The organism is Nocardia sp. NPDC047038, assembly GCF_040644075.1.
GTDB classification, from domain to species: domain Bacteria; phylum Actinomycetota; class Actinomycetes; order Mycobacteriales; family Mycobacteriaceae; genus Nocardia; species Nocardia sichangensis.
The window spans coordinates 410,753-430,502 of sequence record NZ_JBEYVQ010000003.1; the positions used below are offsets into that span (position 1 = coordinate 410,753).

General features: G+C 71.7%; 2 protein-coding genes (1 of these 2 only partly in view). Both read left to right on the forward strand.

Annotation, left to right across the window (positions count from 1 at the left end):
• A complete protein-coding gene (locus ABZ824_RS15445; RefSeq protein WP_356963739.1) occupies positions 1-17,790 on the forward strand; it encodes a non-ribosomal peptide synthase/polyketide synthase in 17,790 nt (5,929 codons plus the stop codon).
• A protein-coding gene (locus ABZ824_RS15450) for a non-ribosomal peptide synthase/polyketide synthase (RefSeq protein ID WP_356963740.1) crosses the window boundary here: on the forward strand, positions 17,790-19,750 show its 5' portion. The gene runs 23,488 nt beyond the window's last position; the window shows 1,961 of its 25,449 coding nt (coding positions 1-1,961); it begins with the start codon at positions 17,790-17,792; its stop codon lies beyond the right edge, outside the window. The genes ABZ824_RS15445 and ABZ824_RS15450 overlap by 1 nt, the downstream gene beginning before the upstream one ends.

A 19,750-nucleotide genomic window follows, 5' to 3' on the forward strand; every position in this document is an offset into this window, starting at 1 on the left:
GTGCACGATACGGAGTTGGGTGGGGCCAGCGCGTTGCCGCCGCGTTCCGTCGAGCCGGAGTCGTCCCGGATCGCACCCGAACCGTTCGCTCTGGCGCCCGCGCAGCTCGGCGTCTGGTACGCGCAGCTGCTCGACAAGGACGCGCCGATCAACGTCGCGCAGTACGTGGACGTGCACGGCGAGTTGGATGCCGTTCTGCTGCAAGAGGTCTCGGTGGAGGCGGCGCGCGAGTACGAGTCGGTGCTGGTGCGGCTGGGGGAATCCGGCGGCGTCCCGCACCAGTACGTCGACTTCGGCCTCTCGGTCGACATTCCGTTGATCGACCTGCGCGACCAGACCGACCCGGTGGCCGCGGCGCACGCCTGGATGCGCGCGGACGCGAGCGCGCCGGTCGACCTGCGCACCGACCGGCTGTTCGCGGGCGCCCTATTGCGCGTCGCCGAGCGACGGTACTTCTGGTACCTGCGGGCTCATCACATCGTGCTGGACGGCTACGGCGCGCTCACCAACACCACGCGGGTGGCCGAGCGGTACACCGCGCGGATGCTCGGCACCGAACCCGAGACCGTGCGGCCGGGGACGCTCGCCTCGTTGACGCAGGCCGAACTCGCCTACCGGAGCAGCCCCCGGTTCGAGTCCGATCGCGCGCACTGGGCCGGGCGGGTGGCCGGGCTGGACGGCGCGACCAGCCTCGCCGGTCGCTCCGCACCCCGTGGCGCGACCAACCTGGTCGCCGGGCGAGCGCTCACGCCGGAACTCGTCGAACGGATGAACGCGCTTGCCGCGAGCCAGGATTCGACGCTCGCCGTGGTGCTGCTCGCGGCGTTCGCCGCCTACCTGGCACGACTGACCGACCGGGACGAGGCGGTGCTGAGCCTGCCGGTGACCGCGCGCACCACCGCGGCGCTGCGGCGCTCGGCCGGCATGCTGTCGAACATCGTGCCGCTGCGGTTGCCGGTCGACGGCAGCTGGGGCGCGTTGCTGCGCGCCACCCGCGTCGAGGTCGCGGGAGCGCTGCGCCACCAGCGCTACCGTCACGAGGACATTCAGCGCGACACCGAGCGCGCCGCCGGTCCGGCGCGCCGCGGGCTGTTCGGTCCGCTGGCCAACATCATGCTGTTCCGCAGCGATCTCACCCTCGGCGCCACCGTGGGGCGGTACCACGTGTTGTCCACCGGTCCGGTCGAGGACCTGAGTCTCAACGTCTACTACGGCGACCGGGACCGGGTGCACGTCGACTTCGAGGCCAATCCGCACCTGTACACCGCCGACGACGTCGCCAGGCAGCACGCCCGGTTCCTCCGCTATCTGGAGCGCCTGGTCGCCACCGAGCCGGACACCGCGCTCGCCGCCGTGGAAGTCGCGACCGAGCTGGAACTCGAGGTCAGCACCCGGATCTGGAACGAGACGGGTTTCGACGTGGAAGCGCAGCTGCCGGGTCGCTCCGCGGCCTTCGCTCCCGTGGCGACGCTGGTGTCGATGTTCGAGGCGCAGGCGGCCCGCACGCCGAGCGCGGTGGCGCTGCGGGCCGCCGGTGCGCCGGACCTGACCTACCGTGAACTCGCCGCGCGCGCCAATCGGCTCGCCCGCACACTGATCGCGCTCGGCGTCGGGCCCGAAACGCTGGTGGCGCTGCGCCTGCCGCGCTCGCCGGAGCTGGTCGTCGCGATGTACGCGGTGCTCGCCGCGGGCGGCGCCTATCTGCCGCTGGATCCGGATCACCCGCCCGAGCGCACCGCGCACATCCTGGCCACGGCCCGTCCGGCCTGCGTGCTGATCGCCGGGGACGAGCGGCCGCCGGAGCTGTCCGGTCTGCCGGTGGTGCGGGTGGACCGAGCCGACGAGACGGTCGGGGCGGGGCCGATATGGGACCGGGAACGAGTCGCGGCCTTGCGGCCGGAGCATCCGGCGTATGTGATCTTCACCTCCGGATCGACCGGTCTGCCCAAGGGCGTCGCCATCACCCACCGCGCGATCGTCAACCGGTTGGTGTGGATGCAGCAGACCTACCGACTATCGGCGCAAGACGTTGTGCTGCAGAAGACTCCGGCCACGTTCGACGTGTCGGTGTGGGAATTCTTCTGGCCGCTGCAGATCGGCGCGACGCTGGTGCTCGCCCAGCCGGACGGGCACCGCGATCCCGCTTATCTGCGCCGGGTCATCGACGAATACGGAGTCACCACAGCACATTTCGTGCCTTCGATGCTCGCGGCGTTCCTCGCCGATCAGCATGTCGCGTTCCGCACGCCGCTGCGCACGGTGTTCGCCTCCGGGGAGGCGCTGCCCGCCGCGCTCGCTCAGCGGCTGCGCGCCATGACCGGCGTTCGCCTGCACAATCTGTATGGTCCGACGGAAGCAGCGGTCGACGTCACCTTTCACGAAGTCGCCGACACCGATACCCTCTCGGTGCCGATCGGCGCGCCGGTGTTCAACACCAGGCTTCATGTTCTCGACTCGCGGCTTCGGCCGGTGCCGGTCGGGGCGCCGGGTGAGCTGTATCTGTCGGGGGTACAGCTCGCCCGGGGCTATGTGGCTCGACCAGAACTGACCGCGGCACGATTCGTAGCCGATCCGTTCGGCGGGCCCGCACAGGCGGGGAACCGGATGTATCGCACCGGTGACCTGGTGCGATGGACCACGCACGGCGAGCTGGAGTATCTCGGCCGTACGGACTTCCAGGTGAAGCTGCGCGGTCTGCGCATCGAACTCGGCGAGATCGAGGCCGTGCTCGCCGGGGTGGACGAGGTGGCCCGCGCGGTGGTCGTGGTGCGCGACGACGCGGGGATCGGCGAGCAGTTGGTGGCCTACGTCGTGGCGGCGGTGCCCGGCGCGGTGCGGCCGGAGCGGCTGCGCGCCGTGGCGGCCGAGGCGCTGCCCGGGTACATGGTGCCCGCCGCCTATGTGGTGCTCGACACATTGCCGGTGAACGCGTCCGGAAAATTGGATCGCGCCGCTCTACCTGCCCCGAGCAGAACTTCGACGGGCTACACCGCGCCCGCCACCCCCGTGGAACTGGCGGTCGCGCGGGTGTTCGCCGAAGTGCTCGGTAACGAGCTGGTCGGTCGCGACGACGACTTCTTCGCACTCGGCGGAAACAGTTTGGTGGCCACGCAGGTCGCCGCGCGGCTGTCCGCCGACCTGAACTGCCCGCTCGGAGTCCGCGACGTGTTCGCCGCCTGCACGGTGGCCGAACTCGCCGGGCTCGTCGAGCGGGCCGGTGGATCCGGCGGCGCGTCCTTGGTCGCGCAGCTGCGGGCACGGCCACGGCCGCCGCTGGTTCCGCTTTCTCCGGCGCAGCAGCGCATCTGGTTTCTCAACCGGTTCGAGCGGGCCGGCGCGAGCTACAACATGCCGTTCGTGGTGCGGCTGCGCGGTGCGGTGGACATCACCGCGCTGCGGCAGGCGCTCGATGACCTGGTTCTCCGGCACGAAGTGCTGCGCACGATCTTCCCCGCGCTCCTGCCCGGCGACGGCGCGGGGCTCGCGGCACGGCAGGTCGTGTTGTCGGTGGCGCCGATCGCCGCCGCGCCGGAGGCGATCGGCGTCGCCGACCTCGACGAGCGGCTGAGCGCGTTCGCCGCCCGCGGCTTCGATCTGGAACGTGAGATCCCGATCCGGGCGCGGATCTTCGCGGTGGACGACGGCAGTCACGCCCTCGCGCTGGTCCTGCACCACGTCGCCGCCGACGGGCTGTCGCTGCGCGTGCTGGCCCGCGACGTGATGACCGCGTACGGGGCGCGCCGCGGCGGCAGCGCGCCCGCATGGGCCCCGCTGCCGATTCAGTACGCCGACTACAGCCTCTGGCAGCACGCGTTGCTGGGCTCCGCGGACGATTCGTTCGCGGCCGATCGGCTGTCGTTCTGGACCGACGCGCTGGCGGGCGCGCCCGACCAGCTCGACCTGCCCGCCGACCGGCCCCGCCCTGCGGTCGCCTCCGGCCGTGGCGCGGTGTTCGGTTTCGAGTTCCCCGGCGAACTGGTCGCCCGGATGAACGAATTCGCCCGCGCGCACGGCGTTTCGACCTTCATGCTGACGCACGCCGCACTGGCCGCGCTGCTGGCGCGGCTGTCCGGCGCCGACGACATCGTGATCGGCACCCCGGTCGGAGGTCGGGGCGACCGCGCGCTCGACGACCTGATCGGCATGTTCGTCAACACCCTGGCACTGCGCACCCGGTTGGACGCCGCCGAGCCCTTCACCGCCTTGCTGGCGCGGGTCCGCGAGGACGACCTCGCCGCCTTCGGCCATGCCGAACTGCCGTTCGAGCGGGTGGTCGCGGCGCTGGATCCGCCGCGCTCGCAGGCGCGCCACCCGTTGTTCCAAGTGCTGCTCGCCTTCGACAACGCCGAGGCAATCGCTTTCGAACTGCCCGAACTGTCGGTCGCCACCAGTACCCTGGACACCGGAGTGACCAAGCTGGATCTCCAGCTCACGGTCACCGAGAACGCCGCCGGTGCCGGACTCGGGGAAGGTTCGGCACCGGCGGGGGTTCCCGCGGAATTCACCTACGCCACCGATCTCTTCGACGAAGCCACCATCGCGGGTTACGCGGGCAGGCTGATCGGCTTCTTGTGGGCGATCACCGCCGATCCCGCGATCGCGGTGCGCGATCTGCCTCTCCTGGACCGCGACGAGCAAGCGCGCGCACTCGCGGCGGGGCAGGCCGTGGCGGGCGCACAGGACCCGGCGGAGACGTTGCTCACCGCCTTCGAGGCACAGGCGCGGCGCACCCCCGACGCGGTCGCGGTGCTCGACGCCGAGCGGCGGCTGACCTACGCGGAGTTCGCGGGCGCGGTCAACCGGCTGGCGCGTCGGCTGATCGCCGCGGGGGTGGGGCCCGAGCGGTTGGTCGTGCTCGGCATGCCGCGTTCGGTCGATCTCGTGGTGGCCGCGTACGCGGTGCTGACCGCGGGCAGTGGGTACGTGCCGGTGGACCCGGACCAGCCGGCGGCCCGGATCGCGCAGGTGATCGCCGCGGCCCGCCCGGTGTGCGTCTTGACCCGATCCCGGGAGGAGGCGGGGGAATTCGCCGATCGATGCGCGCTCGCGGAGCTACCCGCGACACCGGTGCTCACGGCCGACGCCCCTGAGGTCGCCGAATACTCCGCCGCGCCGGTCGGCGACGCGCATCGTCTCGCCCCCTTGCGCGCTTCCGGTACCGCGTACGTCATCTTCACCTCCGGTTCGACCGGCCGTCCCAAAGGCGTGGCGGTGCAGCATGACGCGGCGGTCAATCAGATCAGGTGGATCGCGGACGAATACCGGATCGACGCGAACGACGTCGTGCTGTTCAAGACCCCCGCCACCTTCGACGTGTCGGTGTGGGAGCTGTTCGCGCCGCTCACCCGGGGCGCGCGGATCGTGGTCGCCGACCACGACGGGCACCGCGATCCCCGGTATCTCGCCGCGACCATCGCCGCGCATCGGGTGACGATGACCTCCTTCGTTCCGTCCATGCTCACGGTGTTCGCCGACGCCGCCGCGCCGGGTGCGATCGCGTCCCTGCGCACCGTGCTGGTCGCGGGGGAGGCGATGACCGGTGAGGCCGCCGCCGCGTTCGCCGCGGTGAGCCCCGCGCGGCTGCACAACCTGTACGGGCCCACCGAATTCACCGTGCACGCCACGTACGCCCCGGTCGACCCGGCCGCGAGCGGTCCGGCGCCGATCGGGCGTCCGGTGCCGGGCAGCCGTGCCATGGTCCTGGACGAACGGTTGCGACCGGTTCCGGACGCCGTGGTCGGCGAGTTGTACTTGTCCGGCGTGCAGCTGGCGCGCGGCTACCTCGGCCGGGCCGACCTGAGCGCGGAGCGTTTCGTCGCCGACCCGTACGGGCCTGCGGGCAGCCGGATGTACCGGACCGGGGATCTGGTGCGCCGCCGCCGCGACGGCGCGCTGGAGTACCTGGGCCGCGGCGACTTCCAGGTGAAGCTGCGTGGGCAGCGGATCGAGCTCGGCGAGATCGAGGCCGCCTTGCTCGCCATGGACGACGTGCGGGCGGCGGCGGTGCGGATCGTCGCGCAGCCCTCCGGCGAGACGCTGGCCGCCTACGTGGTCGGCGCGATCGCCCCCGATCGGCTCGCCGCGGAGCTGGAGCAGCGGCTGCGCCCGGTGCTGCCCTCGTACATGGTGCCCACCGCGTACGTCCCGCTGACCGCGATGCCGCTGACTCCGTCGGGCAAGCTGGACCGCAAGGCGCTGCCCGACCCGGTGCCGGTCACGAAGACTTTCCGCGCGCCCTGCACGCCGGTGGAGCGGACCGTCGCCGACGTGTTCGGGCAGGTGCTGGGGATTGATCCGGTCGGCTCGGCGGACGATTTCTTCGCGCTGGGCGGGAATTCGCTGGTCGCGACGCAGATCGCGGCCCGCCTGGCGGACGCGCTCGACACCGAGGTGCCGGTGCGGGCGCTGTTCGAGTTCCCGACCGTGTCGGCGCTGGCCGCGCACCTGTCCGGCGGCCGGGCGCGTAGACGGGCGCCGCTGGTCGCCGGGGCGCGCCCCACACTGATCCCGCTGTCCTACGCGCAGCAGCGCATGTGGTTCCTGAACCAGTTCGACGCGGCCTCGGTGGCGGACAATCTGGTCGCCGCCATCCGGTTGCGCGGCGCGCTCGATCAGACGGCGCTGGCGGACTCGGTGGTCGACGTGCTCGCCAGGCACGAGTCGCTGCGCACGGTCTACCCGGCGGCGGAGGGTATTCCGTATCAACTGGTGCTCCCGGTCGAGGAGGCGCGGGTCGAGCTGGTCGCGGAATCGGTCGACGAGCGGCGGCTGACGGAACGGATTCGCGAACTGGTGGCCACGCCCTTCCAGGTCGATCGCGAGCCGCCGGTGCGCCTCGCCCTGCTGCGCCTCGGCGCGGAGCAGCACGTGCTCGTCGTCGCTTTGCATCACATCAGCGCCGACGGTTGGTCGCTGGCACCGCTCACCCGGGACCTCATGCGCGCCTACGACGCTCGCCGTGCGGGTGGCGCACCCGACTGGACGCCACTGTCCGTCCACTACGCCGACTACGCGTTGTGGCAGCGGGAGGTCCTCGGCTCCGAGGACGACCCGGACGCGATGCTGGCCGAGCAGATCCGGTTCTGGCGGGGCGAATTGGCCGGTCTGCCGGACGTGACGACGCTGCCCGCCGATCGGCCGCGCCCGGCCGTCGCGTCGGGTCGGGGCGCGCGCCATGTCTTCACCATCGATGCCGCGACGCGGCGCCGGTTGCGCGAGATCGCGGACAGCGCGAACGCCTCGCTGTTCATGGTGCTGCACGCGGCGTTCGCCACGCTGCTGGCCGGATTGACCGGGCAGCAGGACATCGTGATCGGCACCCCGGTGGCCGGTCGCGGCGAGCGTGCGCTCGATGAGCTCGTCGGCATGTTCGTCAACACCGTCGTGCTGCGCGCCGACGTGCGGGCCGAGTTGACGTTCACCGGCCTGGTCGCGGCGGTGCGCGAGCGCGACCTGGCCGCCTTCGCCCACGCCGACGCGCCGTTCGAGCGTTTGGTCGAAGTGCTCGCGCCGGAGCGGTCGGCGGCCAGGCATCCGCTGTTCCAGGTGATGCTGGACTTGCAGAACACCGCGCGCACCGAACTCGAGTTGCCCGGCCTGACCGTTTCCGGGCTCGATATCGACACGTCGACGGCGAAATTCGATCTGCACCTGTCGGTGACGGAGGCGGCGGACGGTTCCGGTCTCGCCGCGGTCTTCGAATACGCGACCGATCTGTTCGATTCGACTACCGTCGCGTCGTTCGCCCTGCGTTTGCGCCGGGTGCTCGACGCGGTGGCCGCCGACCCGAGGGTGCCCGTCGGCGCGATCGACCTGCTCAGCCCAGGGGAACGTGCCCGCATCCTGGGCACCTGGAATGCCACCGTGCACCCGGTGGATCCGGCCGCGACGCTCGTGTCGCTGTTCGAGGCGCAGGCGGCGCGGACGCCCGAGGCGCTCGCGGTGACCTTCGACGGTGCATCGCTCAGCTACGCCGAGTTCGCGAGCCGGGTGCACCGGCTGGCCAGGCTGCTGGTGTCCGTCGGCGTGCGGCCGGACCAGCCGGTGGCGGTGGGCATGCGGCGGTCGGTCGATCTCGTGGTGGCCCTGTACGCGGTGCTCGCGGCCGGGGGAGTCTACGTTCCGATCGATCCGGAGCATCCGGCCGGGCGGATCGCCGACATACTGCGAACGGTGCGGCCGGTGTGCGTGCTGAGCCGCTCCGCGGACGGGCTCGACCTGTCCGGGCGGGCCGCCGGGATGTGGGCGGTGCTGGACGTCGACCTGTTCGATACCGGGGACTATTCCGGCGAACCGCTGACCGACGAGGATCGTCTCGGGACTCTCGCGCCGTCGAATGCGGCGTATGTGATCTTCACGTCGGGTTCGACGGGTCGTCCGAAGGGTGTGGCGGTTTCGCATTCGGCGATCGTCAACCGGCTGGTGTGGATGCAGACCGCGTACCAGTTGACACCTGCTGATGTGGTGTTGCAGAAGACCCCGGCCGCCTTTGATGTGTCGGTGTGGGAGTTCTTCTGGCCGTTGCAGATCGGTGCCCGCCTGGTCGTCGCGAAGCCGGACGGGCATCGCGACCCGGCCTACCTGGCGGAGATCATCAGCGCCGAGAAGGTGACGGTCACGCATTTCGTGCCGTCGATGCTGGCGGTGTTCGTCGCGGATGCTGCTGCGGCACAGTGTGATTCGCTGCGGCTGGTGTTCGCTTCGGGTGAGGCGTTGCCGCCCAAGCCCGCGCATCGCCTGCGCGAGCTGACCGGCGCGGCCTTGCACAACCTGTACGGCCCGACCGAAGCGGCGGTCGACGTCACCTTCCACGAGGTCGTGGATGCTGATATCGAGTCGGTGCCGATCGGTGCGCCGGTGTTCAACACGCAGGTGTTCGTGTTGGATGCGCGGTTGCGTCCGGTGCTGGTGGGTGTCGCGGGTGAGCTTTATCTGGCGGGCGTTCAGCTCGCGCGGGGTTATGTCGCGCGTCCGGATCTGACCAGTGATCGGTTCGTGGCGAATCCGTATGGGGAGCCTGGTGCGCGGATGTATCGCACGGGTGACTTGGTGGCGTGGACCGAGCGCGGTGAACTCGAATACTTGGGCCGCACGGACTTCCAGGTGAAGTTGCGTGGTCTGCGTATCGAGCTGGGTGAGATCGAGTCGGCGCTAACGGGTCTGGAGGAAGTCGCCCAGGCGGTCGTGGTCCTGCGCGACGACGCCGGTACCGGCGAGCGGCTCGTCGCCTACCTGGTCTCCGCGTCCGGCGCGGACCTCGACCCCGGTGCGCTCGAAGCGACGCTCACCCGGCGTCTCCCGGCGTACATGATCCCGTCGGCGTACGTCGTGCTGCCCGAGTTCCCGGTCAACGCCTCCGGCAAGCTGGACCGCCGAGCGCTACCGACGCCCGCGATCGAGCCCGCGCGGTTCCGCGCGCCCGCGACGCCCGTGCAGAAACTCGTCGCCGCGGCGTTCGGCGAGCTGCTCGGCGTCGACCGGGTGGGCCTGGACGACGATTTCTTCGCCCTCGGCGGCAACTCGCTCACCGCCGCCAGGGTGGCGGCCCGGCTCGGCGCCGCGCTCGACACCCGGCTTCCGGTGCGGGCGCTGTTCGACGCACCGACGGTCGCCGCGTTGGCGGCTCGCGCCGAAACGCATCGGGGCGACGGCGGTCGCGTCCCGCTGCGCCCCCGCCCGCGGCCGGAGCGCGTCCCGCTGTCCGCGGCCCAGCAGCGCGTCTGGTTCGTCAACCGCTTCCACGCCGACGAGCAGGCCGGGGCCGCCGCCGCGATCGACAACATCCCGGTCGCGCTGCGCCTCGCCGGTGAGCTCGACGTCGCGGCGATGACCACGGCGTTGGCCGACGTGGCGGCCCGGCACGAGATCCTGCGGACCGTCTACCCGGACGGCTCGGACGGGCCGGAACAACTGGTCCTGCCGCAGTCCGCGCCCGACCTCCCGGTCACGCGTGTGGCCGAAACCGCACTGGTGGAACAGCTTCGGGAGCTGGCGGCCGCGCCTTTCGATCTGACCACGGAAACACCGCTGCGGGCAGCGCTGTTCGCGATCGACGGTGCGCCACAGGCGGAATACGCGCTCGCCCTGGTGCTGCACCACATCGCCGCGGACGGTTTCTCGCTCGGTCCGCTGGCCGAGGATCTGATGACCGCCTACTCGGCGCGCCGGGCCGGGGCAGCGCCCGCGTGGGATCCGCTGCCGGTGCAGTACGCCGACTACACGCTCTGGCAGGCGGATCTCGCCGACGCCGAGCGGCAACTCGACTACTGGCGCGGCGCCCTGGACGGCCTGCCGGAGCAACTCGAACTGCCCACCGACCGTCCCCGTCCGGCGATCTCCTCCCATCGCGGTGCGACGCACCGCCTGCGGATCGATTCCGACCTGCACAGCGAGCTGGGCGAGCTGGCGCGCAAACGCGAGACCACGCTGTTCAGCACGGTGCACGCGGCCTTGGCGGTACTGCTGGCCCGGCTGTCGGGCGGCGCGGACATCGCGATCGGCACCCCGGTCGCCGGACGCGGTGACGCGGCGCTGGACCGGCTCGTCGGCATGTTCGTGAACACGCTGGTGCTGCGCACCGCCGTCGACTCCAGAGCCAGGTTCGAGACCGTTCTGGACGCGGTGCGCGACCAGGACCTCGACGCGCTCTCGCACGCCGACGCGCCGTTCGAGCGGCTCGTCGAGATGCTCGCTCCGACCCGCGCGCGCAACCGTCATCCGCTGTTCCAGGTGGCGCTGACCTTCCAGAACTTCGCCTTGCCCGAGCTGGAGCTGCCTGATCTACGGGTGCGCGCGCAGGAGTTCGACGCGCCGGTGGCCGAGTTCGACCTCCAGTTCACCGTGCTCGAATCGAACGACCCGGACGGGCGCGCCGACGGCATGCAGGTCGAGATCCGCTATGCCACCGACCTTTTCGACGCGCCGTCGGTCGCCGTTCTCGGCAGGCGGTTCACCCAGGTGCTCGCCGCCATCGCCGCCGATCCCACGGTGGTCGTGGGCGACATCCAGTTGCTCAGCGCCGAGGAGCAGCATCGCGCTTTGTACGAGTGGCCGGTCGGCGGCCCCGACGTCGCGGATGCCACCGGCAGTGTGGCCGAGCGTTTCGCGCGGGCCGCCGCGCTGGACCCGGCCGCCGTCGCGGTGCGCGACGGGGCACGGTCGCTGGCCTATGCCGACCTCGACGACTGGTCGAACCGATTGGCGCGGCGGCTGATCGCCGCGGGCGTCGGGCCGGAAACACTGGTGGCCGTCGCGCTGCCCCGCTCGGCGGAACTGGTGGTCGCCCTGCTCGCGGTGCTCAAAGCCGGCGGCGGATACCTGCCGATCGATCCGGCCTACCCGGACGACCGGATCGAATACGTCCTGGACGATGCCCGGCCGATCTGCGCGATCGCCGGGGCCGCCACCGAGTTGCCGCGCGGCTGGTTCGGCGGACCGGTGATCGACGTCGCCGCACCGAACCTCGTCGAGTTCGGCGGCGAGCCGGTCACCGATGTGGATCGGCGCGCCCCGCTGCGCTCCGGTCACGTGGCCTACGTCATCTACACCTCCGGTTCCACCGGCAGGCCCAAAGGCGTCGTGGTGCCGCATCGCAACGTGCTGCGGCTGCTGGACAACACGCGGCGGCGCTTCGGCTTCGGCCCGGCGGACGTGTGGACCCTGTTCCACTCCTACGCCTTCGACTTCTCGGTCTGGGAAATGTGGGGACCGCTGCTGTCCGGCGCGACGGTGGTGGTGGTCGACTACTACACCTCGCGCTCGCCGCGGCAGTTCCGTGAGCTGCTGATCGCCGAGCGGGTCACCGTGCTCAACCAGACCCCGTCGGCGTTCTATCAGCTCGTCGCCGCCGATCTGGCCGAGCCGGAACCCGCCGCGTTCGCGTTGCGCGTCGTCGTCTTCGGCGGCGAGGCGCTGGAGTCGCAGCGCCTCGGTGGTTGGTTCGCCCGCTACCCGGACGCGCCGCGCCTGGTGAACATGTACGGCATCACCGAGACCACGGTGCACGTGTCCTATCGGGAGATCGACGGGCATACCGGCTCGACCGGCGTGATCGGCGCGGGGTTGCCCGGACTCACCGTCCGCCTGCTCGACGACCGGTTGCGGCCGGTCCCGGTCGGCGTGCCCGGCGAGATCTACGTATCCGGCGGCCAATTGGCGCGCGGCTACTTGCACCGTCCCGCCCTGACCGCGGGCCGCTTCGTCGCGGACCCGTACGCGGGCGACGGAGCGCTCACCTACCGCTCCGGCGATGTGGCCCGCTGGAGCGCCGACGGCGAGCTGGAGTATCTCGGGCGCGCGGACCAGCAGGTGAACCTGCGCGGCTTCCGCGTCGAGCTCGGTGAGATCGAGGCCGCGCTGCTCGAGGCGTCCGAAGCGGTCCGGGAAGTGGCCGTGGTGGTGCGCACCGATCTGGTGGACGAACCGCGCATCGTCGCGTACGCGGTCGTCGCGGACGACTCCGTCGACAGCGCCGCGCTACGACAAGCCCTGGTGTATCGCCTGCCCGAGCACATGGTGCCCGCCGCGATCGTCCCGCTGCCGCGCATCCCGTTGACGGTCAACGGGAAGCTGGACCGCGCCGCGCTGCCCGCGCCACGGTTCGAATCGACCACCTACCGGGCGCCGTCCACGCCGAGCGAACGGGTCGTGGCGGAGGTGTTCGCCGAAGTGCTGGGCGCGGAGCGCGCCGTCGGCGCCGACGACGACTTCTTCGCGCTCGGCGGCAGCTCCCTGCTGGCCGCGAAAGCGGTCAGCAGGATCGGCGCGGCGCTGGGCCGGACGGTCGGTGTGCGCGCGCTGTTCGAAGCTCCCAGGGTCGCGGACCTCGCGGCGGCGGCGAGCGCGGTGGCCATGGGAGGCGCCCTGCCCGCGCTGGTGGCGGCGCCGCGCCCGGAGCGGGTCCCGCTCTCGCCCGCGCAGCAGCGCATGTGGTTCCTCAATCGGTTCGACCGGTCCTCCACCGCCTACAACATCCCGGTGGCCCTGCGGCTGTCCGGTCGGCTGGACGTGCCCGCGTTGCGCGCCGCGCTCGGTGACGTGGTCACCCGGCACGAGGCGCTGCGCACTCGCTATCCGGAGATCGACGGCGAACCGGTGCAACTCGTCGAACCCGCCACCGCTCCGGCGCTGCGGCCGATCGATGTCCCGGAAGACGAACTACCGCAGCGGGTCAGGGAACTGGCTGAGACGACCTTCGACGTCACCGCCGAGATTCCGGTGCGGATGCGGTTGTTCCGCGTGGTCGGCACGGGCGCGCGGCCGGAGTTCGTGCTCGCCGCGGTGCTGCACCACATCGCCGCCGACGGCTCGTCCATCGCGCCGTTCGTGCGGGACCTGATGGTCGCCTACACCGCGCGCCGTGGTGGCGCTGCGCCGGACTGGACACCGCTGACCGTGCAGTACGCCGATTACGCACTGTGGCAACGCGATTTGCTCGGCGCCGAGGACGACACCGAATCGGCGGCGGCCCGCGAGATCCGTTTCTGGACCCGGACACTCGCCGGACTGCCGGATCAGCTGGCGCTGCCGACCGACCGCCCCCGCCCCGCGAGGCAGACCCTGCGCGGGGACAAGGTTCCGCTCACGATCGGCGCGCGGCTGCACGCGGATCTGGCCGCCCTCGGCCGACGGCATGGCGCGACGCTGTTCATGGTGGTGCACACCGCGTTCGCCGTGCTGCTCGCGCGGTGGTCGGGCGCAGGAGACATCGCGATCGGCACGCCGGTGGCCGGACGCGGCGCCGCCGAACTGGACGACGTTATCGGGATGTTCGTCAACACTCTCGTCCTGCGCGTCGGTGTCGACGGCGGCGAATCGTTCGCCGGACTGCTGGCCCGGGCGCGGGCCGCCGACCTGGCGGCGCTGGAACACGCGACCGTGCCGTTCGAACGTCTGGTGGAAGTGCTCAACCCGGTGCGCTCCACCGCACGCCACCCGCTGTTCCAGGTCGGCTACTCGTTCCAGAACCATGAGCGCAGACAGCTGCGGCTGCCCGAACTCGAGATTCGCGAATTCGAGTTCGACAACGGGGTAGCGCAATTCGACCTGCACCTGTTCGCGGTGGACGCCTACGACGCCGAGGGCGCGCCCGACGGCATCGAGCTGTCCCTCGGCTACGCCACCGATCTGTTCGAGCGCGCGACCGCGTTCCGGTTCGCCGCCCAACTGCGCCGGGTGCTGGAAACGATCGCGGCGCGGCCGGATCTGCCGGTGGGTGACATCGACCTGCTCGGGACCGACCGATCGCAGGTGCTCGCCGAATGGAACCGGACCCGGCGGCCGGTCCCGCGGGCCACGCTGGCGGATCTGATCGACGCGCAGACCGCGCACAGCCCAGGTGCGGTCGCGCTGGTGGACGCGGCGACCGGCGAAGAGCTGCGCTACGCCGAGTTCGACAGGCGGGTGAACCGGTTGGCGCGCAGGCTCATCGCGTCCGGTGTCGGACCGGAGTCGACGGTCGTGCTGGCGATGCGCCGCTCGCTCGAACTGGTCGTCGCGATGTACGCCGTGGTGCGGGCGGGCGGCGCCTATGTGCCCATCGATCCGGATCATCCGGCCGAGCGGATCGCCCACATCGTGGCCACCGCGGCGCCGGTCGTGGTCCTGACCACCTCGCGCGACGGGTTCCCGTTCGAAACCGACTGCGTTGTCATGGAAATCGATCGGCTCGACGTCGCCGGGCTGGCCGCGACGCCGATCACCGACGCGGACCGGATTGGTCCGCTGCGTCCCGAGCATCCGGCGTACGTCGTCTTCACCTCCGGCTCCACGGGCGTGCCCAAGGGCGTGACGGTGCCGCACGCCGCGATCGTCAACCAACTCGCCTGGCTGGCGGACAGATACGGCCTCGGCGCGAACGATCGCGTGCTGTTGAAGACGCCCGCGACCTTCGATCTGTCGGTGTGGGAGTTCTGGTCCGCGCTGGTCACCGGCGGGTCGCTGATCGTCACCGCGCCCGGCGCCGAACGTGACCCGGACCTGCTGCGCGCGCTGCTGCGCCGCCACGGCGTCACCGTGCTGCACGCGGTGCCTGCCCTGATCGGCATGCTGCTGGCGGCCGAGCCGGGTGGCGCGCTGCCGGAAACGCTGCGCCACGTGCTGGCCATCGGCGAGGCGCTGCCGTCGGCCACGGCCGTGGACTTCCTGTGCCGCCATAGCGGCACGACCGCGCTGGACAACCTCTACGGCCCCACGGAGGCGGCGGTGTCGATCACCGCGTTCGCGCTCGACACTCAGCCGGAGCACACCGTCCCGATCGGGTCGCCCGCCTGGAACAGCCGGGTCTACGTGTTGGACGGGCGGTTGCGGCCCGCGCCGATCGGAGTGCCCGGCGAGCTGTACCTCGCGGGAGCGCAGCTGGCGCGCGGCTATCAGCGCCGTCCGGCGCTGACCGCCGACCGCTTCGTGGCCGATCCGTTCGCGGTGGAACTCGGTGCGGCGGCCGGCGAGCGGATGTACCGCACCGGCGACATCGTGCGCTGGCGTCCCGACGGCACCCTGGAATACCTCGAGCGCGCCGACTTCCAGGTGCAGATCGGCGGCTTCCGCATCGAGCTCGGCGAGGTGGAGGCCGCGCTGCTGCGGCAACCCGGGGTGGCCGCGGCCGTCGCGGTGGCGAAGGCCGACGACCGCGCGGGAACACGGCTCATAGCGTATGCCGCAGTGCCGGAGGCGGATCCGGTCGCGTACGCCGACCTGGCCGTGTCGCTGCGCGCCGTTGTGGCCGCGCGACTGCCCGGATACATGACGCCTGCCGCCGTCGTCGTGCTGTCGGCGCTGCCGCTCACGGCCAACGGCAAGATCGATCGTTCGGCGCTGCCCGAGCCGCCGTTCGCCGAGGCGGCCTTCCGCGCGCCGTCCGGTGCGTTGGAGCGCCTGGTCGCGGACGCGTTCGCAGAGGTCGTCGGCGTGGACGCGGTGAGCGTCGACGACGACTTCTTCGCCAGGGGCGGCAACTCCCTGATGGCCACCCGGCTCGCGGCCCGGCTCGGCGCGGCACTCGGCGGCCATGTCGCGGTGGCCGCGGTGTTCGAAGCCCCGACGCCCGCCGCACTCGCAGAACGCATCGCGGCCACCGAGCGCGGCGTGGCCCGGCCCGCTTTGGTCCGTCGCGCCGATGCCGGGCCGGTGCCGCTCGCGCCCGCGCAGCAGCGCATCTGGGTGCTCGACCGGCTCGCACCGGACTCGTCGGCCTATCACATTCCCACGGCGCTGCGGCTGCGCGGCCGGCTGGATGTGGCGGCGCTGGCGGCGGCGCTCGGCGATGTGCTCGACCGGCACGAGACGCTGCGCACCAGGTACCCGGACACCGAGGACGGACCGGTCCAGGAGGTGGTGCTCGCGTCGCCGGTCGACCTGACACCGATTCCGGTGGGCCGAGCGGAAATGGACAGGCAGATCGCGGAATTCGTGGCCCCCGCCTTCGGTCTCGCTTCCGCGCCGCCGGTGCGCGCCGCCCTGTTCACCCCCGCCGCCGACGAACACGTCTTGGTGGTCGTGCTGCACCACATCGGTGCGGATGGATACTCGATCGCGCCGTTGACCGCCGATCTGGTGCGCGCCTACCTGGCCAGATCCACCGGACACGCGCCGGACTCGGCCCCGCCCGCGATCCGTTACCGCGACTACAGCGCCTGGCAGCACGAGCTGCTCGGCGACGGCGCGGACCCCGACAGCCTGCTGGCGCGCCAACTCGCCTTCTGGCGCACCGAATTGACCGGTGCGCCGGAACTGCTCGCCCTGCCCACCGATCGACCGCGACCGGCCAGGCGAAGCATGCAGGGGGCAAGCGTTACCCGGGAGATCGACGCCGAGCGCACCGTCCGCCTGGAGCGACTGGCCCGCGAACACGGCGGCACACTGTTCACCCTGGTGCACAGCGCGCTCGCGGTGCTGCTGGCGAAACTGTCCGGCGCGGCGGACGTCACGGTCGGCGTGCCGGTCGCCGGGCGCGGTGTCCGCGAGCTGGACGAGCTGGTCGGCATGTTCGTCAACACCGTGGCGTTGCGCACCGAGGTCGATCCCCGTGCGAGTTTCGGCGAGCTGCTGCGCCAGGTCACCCGGCGGGATCTGGCGGCGTTCTCGCACGCCGACGTCCCGTTCGATCAGGTGGTCGAGGCGCTGGGCGTCACCCGTTCCGGCTCGTACGCGCCGCTGTGCCAAGTACTGCTCACCTTCCAGAACTTGCCGCGGGCGGAGGTGGAACTGCCCGGCCTCGCGGTCGAGGCGATCGACCTGACGTCGGCGGAGGCGAAGTTCGACCTCCAGGTGACCGTGCTGGAGCGGTTCGCCGCCGACGGTGCGCGCGCCGGTATGGAGCTGCGCGTCGGCTACGCGACCGACCTCTTCGACGAACCGACAGCGCATGCCTTCGGTGACCGCTTGCTGCGGGTGCTTGAGGCGGTGGCCGCGGATCCGGCGGTAGCCCTACGCGCGATCGACATCCGTTCCGCGGCCGAACGGCTGCCCCGGCCCACCGCGTCGGTGGCGGACCTGCCCGCGCTGATCGCCCGGGCGGCCCGGGCCGTCCCCGCCGCCACCGCGTTCGAGCACGGCGATCGGCTGGTCTCCTTCGGCGAGCTCGACGCGAAGCTCGCGTCCGTCGCGAAGGCGATGGGCCCGGCGGCCAAACCCGAAGCCCTGATCCATGTCTCGCTCGCCGGGTTGGTTCCCGGCCTGCTCGCCGCACTCGGCGGCAGCGGTCTGGCGGCTTTGCTGCGGACCCTGCCCGCCACCGCCGAGGCGCTGCTCGCCGACTCGGCGGCGGCCCTCGATTCGGAAGGAAACCGCTGATGACCCACGCAGACGCCGTGCGCCGCGGCTACGGCATCGACGACCTGCCCGGTCTCATCGCGATTGTTGCCGGGCTGGACCCGCAGCGCGTGGCGTTGCGGCACGGAGAGCTCACCGTCACCTACGCGGCGCTGGCCGACGAACTCGCGGCCCTGTCCGAAGCCATGGGCGCGGGGGTGGGCGCGGAGGCGCTGGTTCCGGTGGTGGTCTCCGGTCGACTGCCCGCGCTGCTGGAATCCGGTGACGGCGCGCTCGGCGCGGTGCTGGACGCGCTGCTCGTCGACGCGCTCGCGGCCGCGCCGGATCTTCCGGCGACCACCATCGCGCCGGTCGAGACATTGGTGAGCCTGTTCGAGGAGCAGGTGTGGCGGACTCCGAACGCGATCGCCGTCGAATACGCGGGAATCACCCTCACCTACGCCGAATTCGACGGCCGGGTCAACGCGCTGGCCCACCACTTGGTCGAACTCGGCGTGCGGCGGAACTCGCTGGTGGGCTTGGCCGTGCGGCGCTCGATCGACCTGCTGGTCGGCATGTACGCGATCCTGCGGGCGGGCGGCGCGTACCTGCCGATCGACCCGGACCATCCGGCCGACCGCATCGGCTACGTGCTCGCGGTCGCCGAGCCGGTGCTCGTGCTGACCACCACGCGTGACGAGCCCGACTTCGGCGGTGCGGTCGCGACGCTGCGGATCGACGAATTCGCGGGCTCGCCCACGCCGGAAGCGCCCGCGGTCGCCCGGTCGGCCGACGACCTCGCCTACGTGATCTTCACGTCCGGCTCGACCGGCAGGCCGAAGGGCGTCGCCGTGTCGCACCGCGCGATCGTGGCGAATCTGCGGTGGCGGCAACGGATGTACCGGCTGCGCGCCGACGACGTGGTGTTGCAGAAGACGCCGTTCACCTTCGACGTGTCGGTGTGGGAGTTCTTCTGGCCGTTGCAGGTCGGCGCCCGGCTGGTCGTCGCGGAGCCGGACGGTCATCGGGACCCGGCGTACTTGGCGCGTGTGATCGCCGAAAATGGGGTCACGGTGGCGCATTTCGTGCCGTCCATGCTCGCGGTCTTCGTCGCCGAGTCGGTCGCGGTGGACTCGCTGCGGCTGGTCTTCGCCTCGGGTGAGGCGCTTGCGGCCGCCACCGCCGCGGCCTTCCGCGACGTCTGCGGGGCGACGCTGCACAACCTGTACGGGCCCACCGAGGCGGCGGTCGACGTGACCGCGCACGAGGTGACCGGCGCGGACGTGGCGGGCGTGCCGATCGGCGTCGCCGCCGACGACACCGAATTGCTGGTGCTCGACGACAGCCTGCGTCCGGTGGCGCGCGGCGTCGTCGGCGAGCTGTACCTGGCAGGCGTGCAATTGGCCCGCGGTTATGTCGCCCGGCCAGGGCTGACCGCCGAGCGATTCGTGGCGAACCCCGAGGGACCGGCCGGGGAGCGGATGTACCGCACCGGCGACCTGGTGCGCTGGGCGCCCGGGGTGGAGGGCGGGCCGGAGGAGCTGGAGTATCTGGGCCGCACGGACTTCCAGGTGAAGTTGCGCGGCCTGCGGATCGAACTCGGCGAAATCGAGGCGGCGCTGCTGCGCCACCCGCGCGTCACCCAGGCCGCCGTGGTGCTGCACCGGCACGCGAGCGGCGATCATCTGGTCGGCTACGTGGTCGGCGACGCAGTCGAGACCGCCGAGGTACTGGATTCCGTCCGCCGCGAGCTGCCCGAGTACATGGTGCCGACGCTGCTCGTCGCGCTGGCGGCGATGCCGTTGAACGCCAACGGCAAGCTGGACCGCAGAGCGCTTCCTGAGCCGAAATTCGATTCCGGGACAACGGCTTATCGGGCGCCGGAGACCGAGGCGGAGACGGCGGTCGCCGGGATTTTCGCCGAACTGCTGGACGTGCCGCGCGTGGGCGCGGACGACGACTTCTTCGCGCTGGGCGGCAATTCGCTGCTCGCCACCCGAGC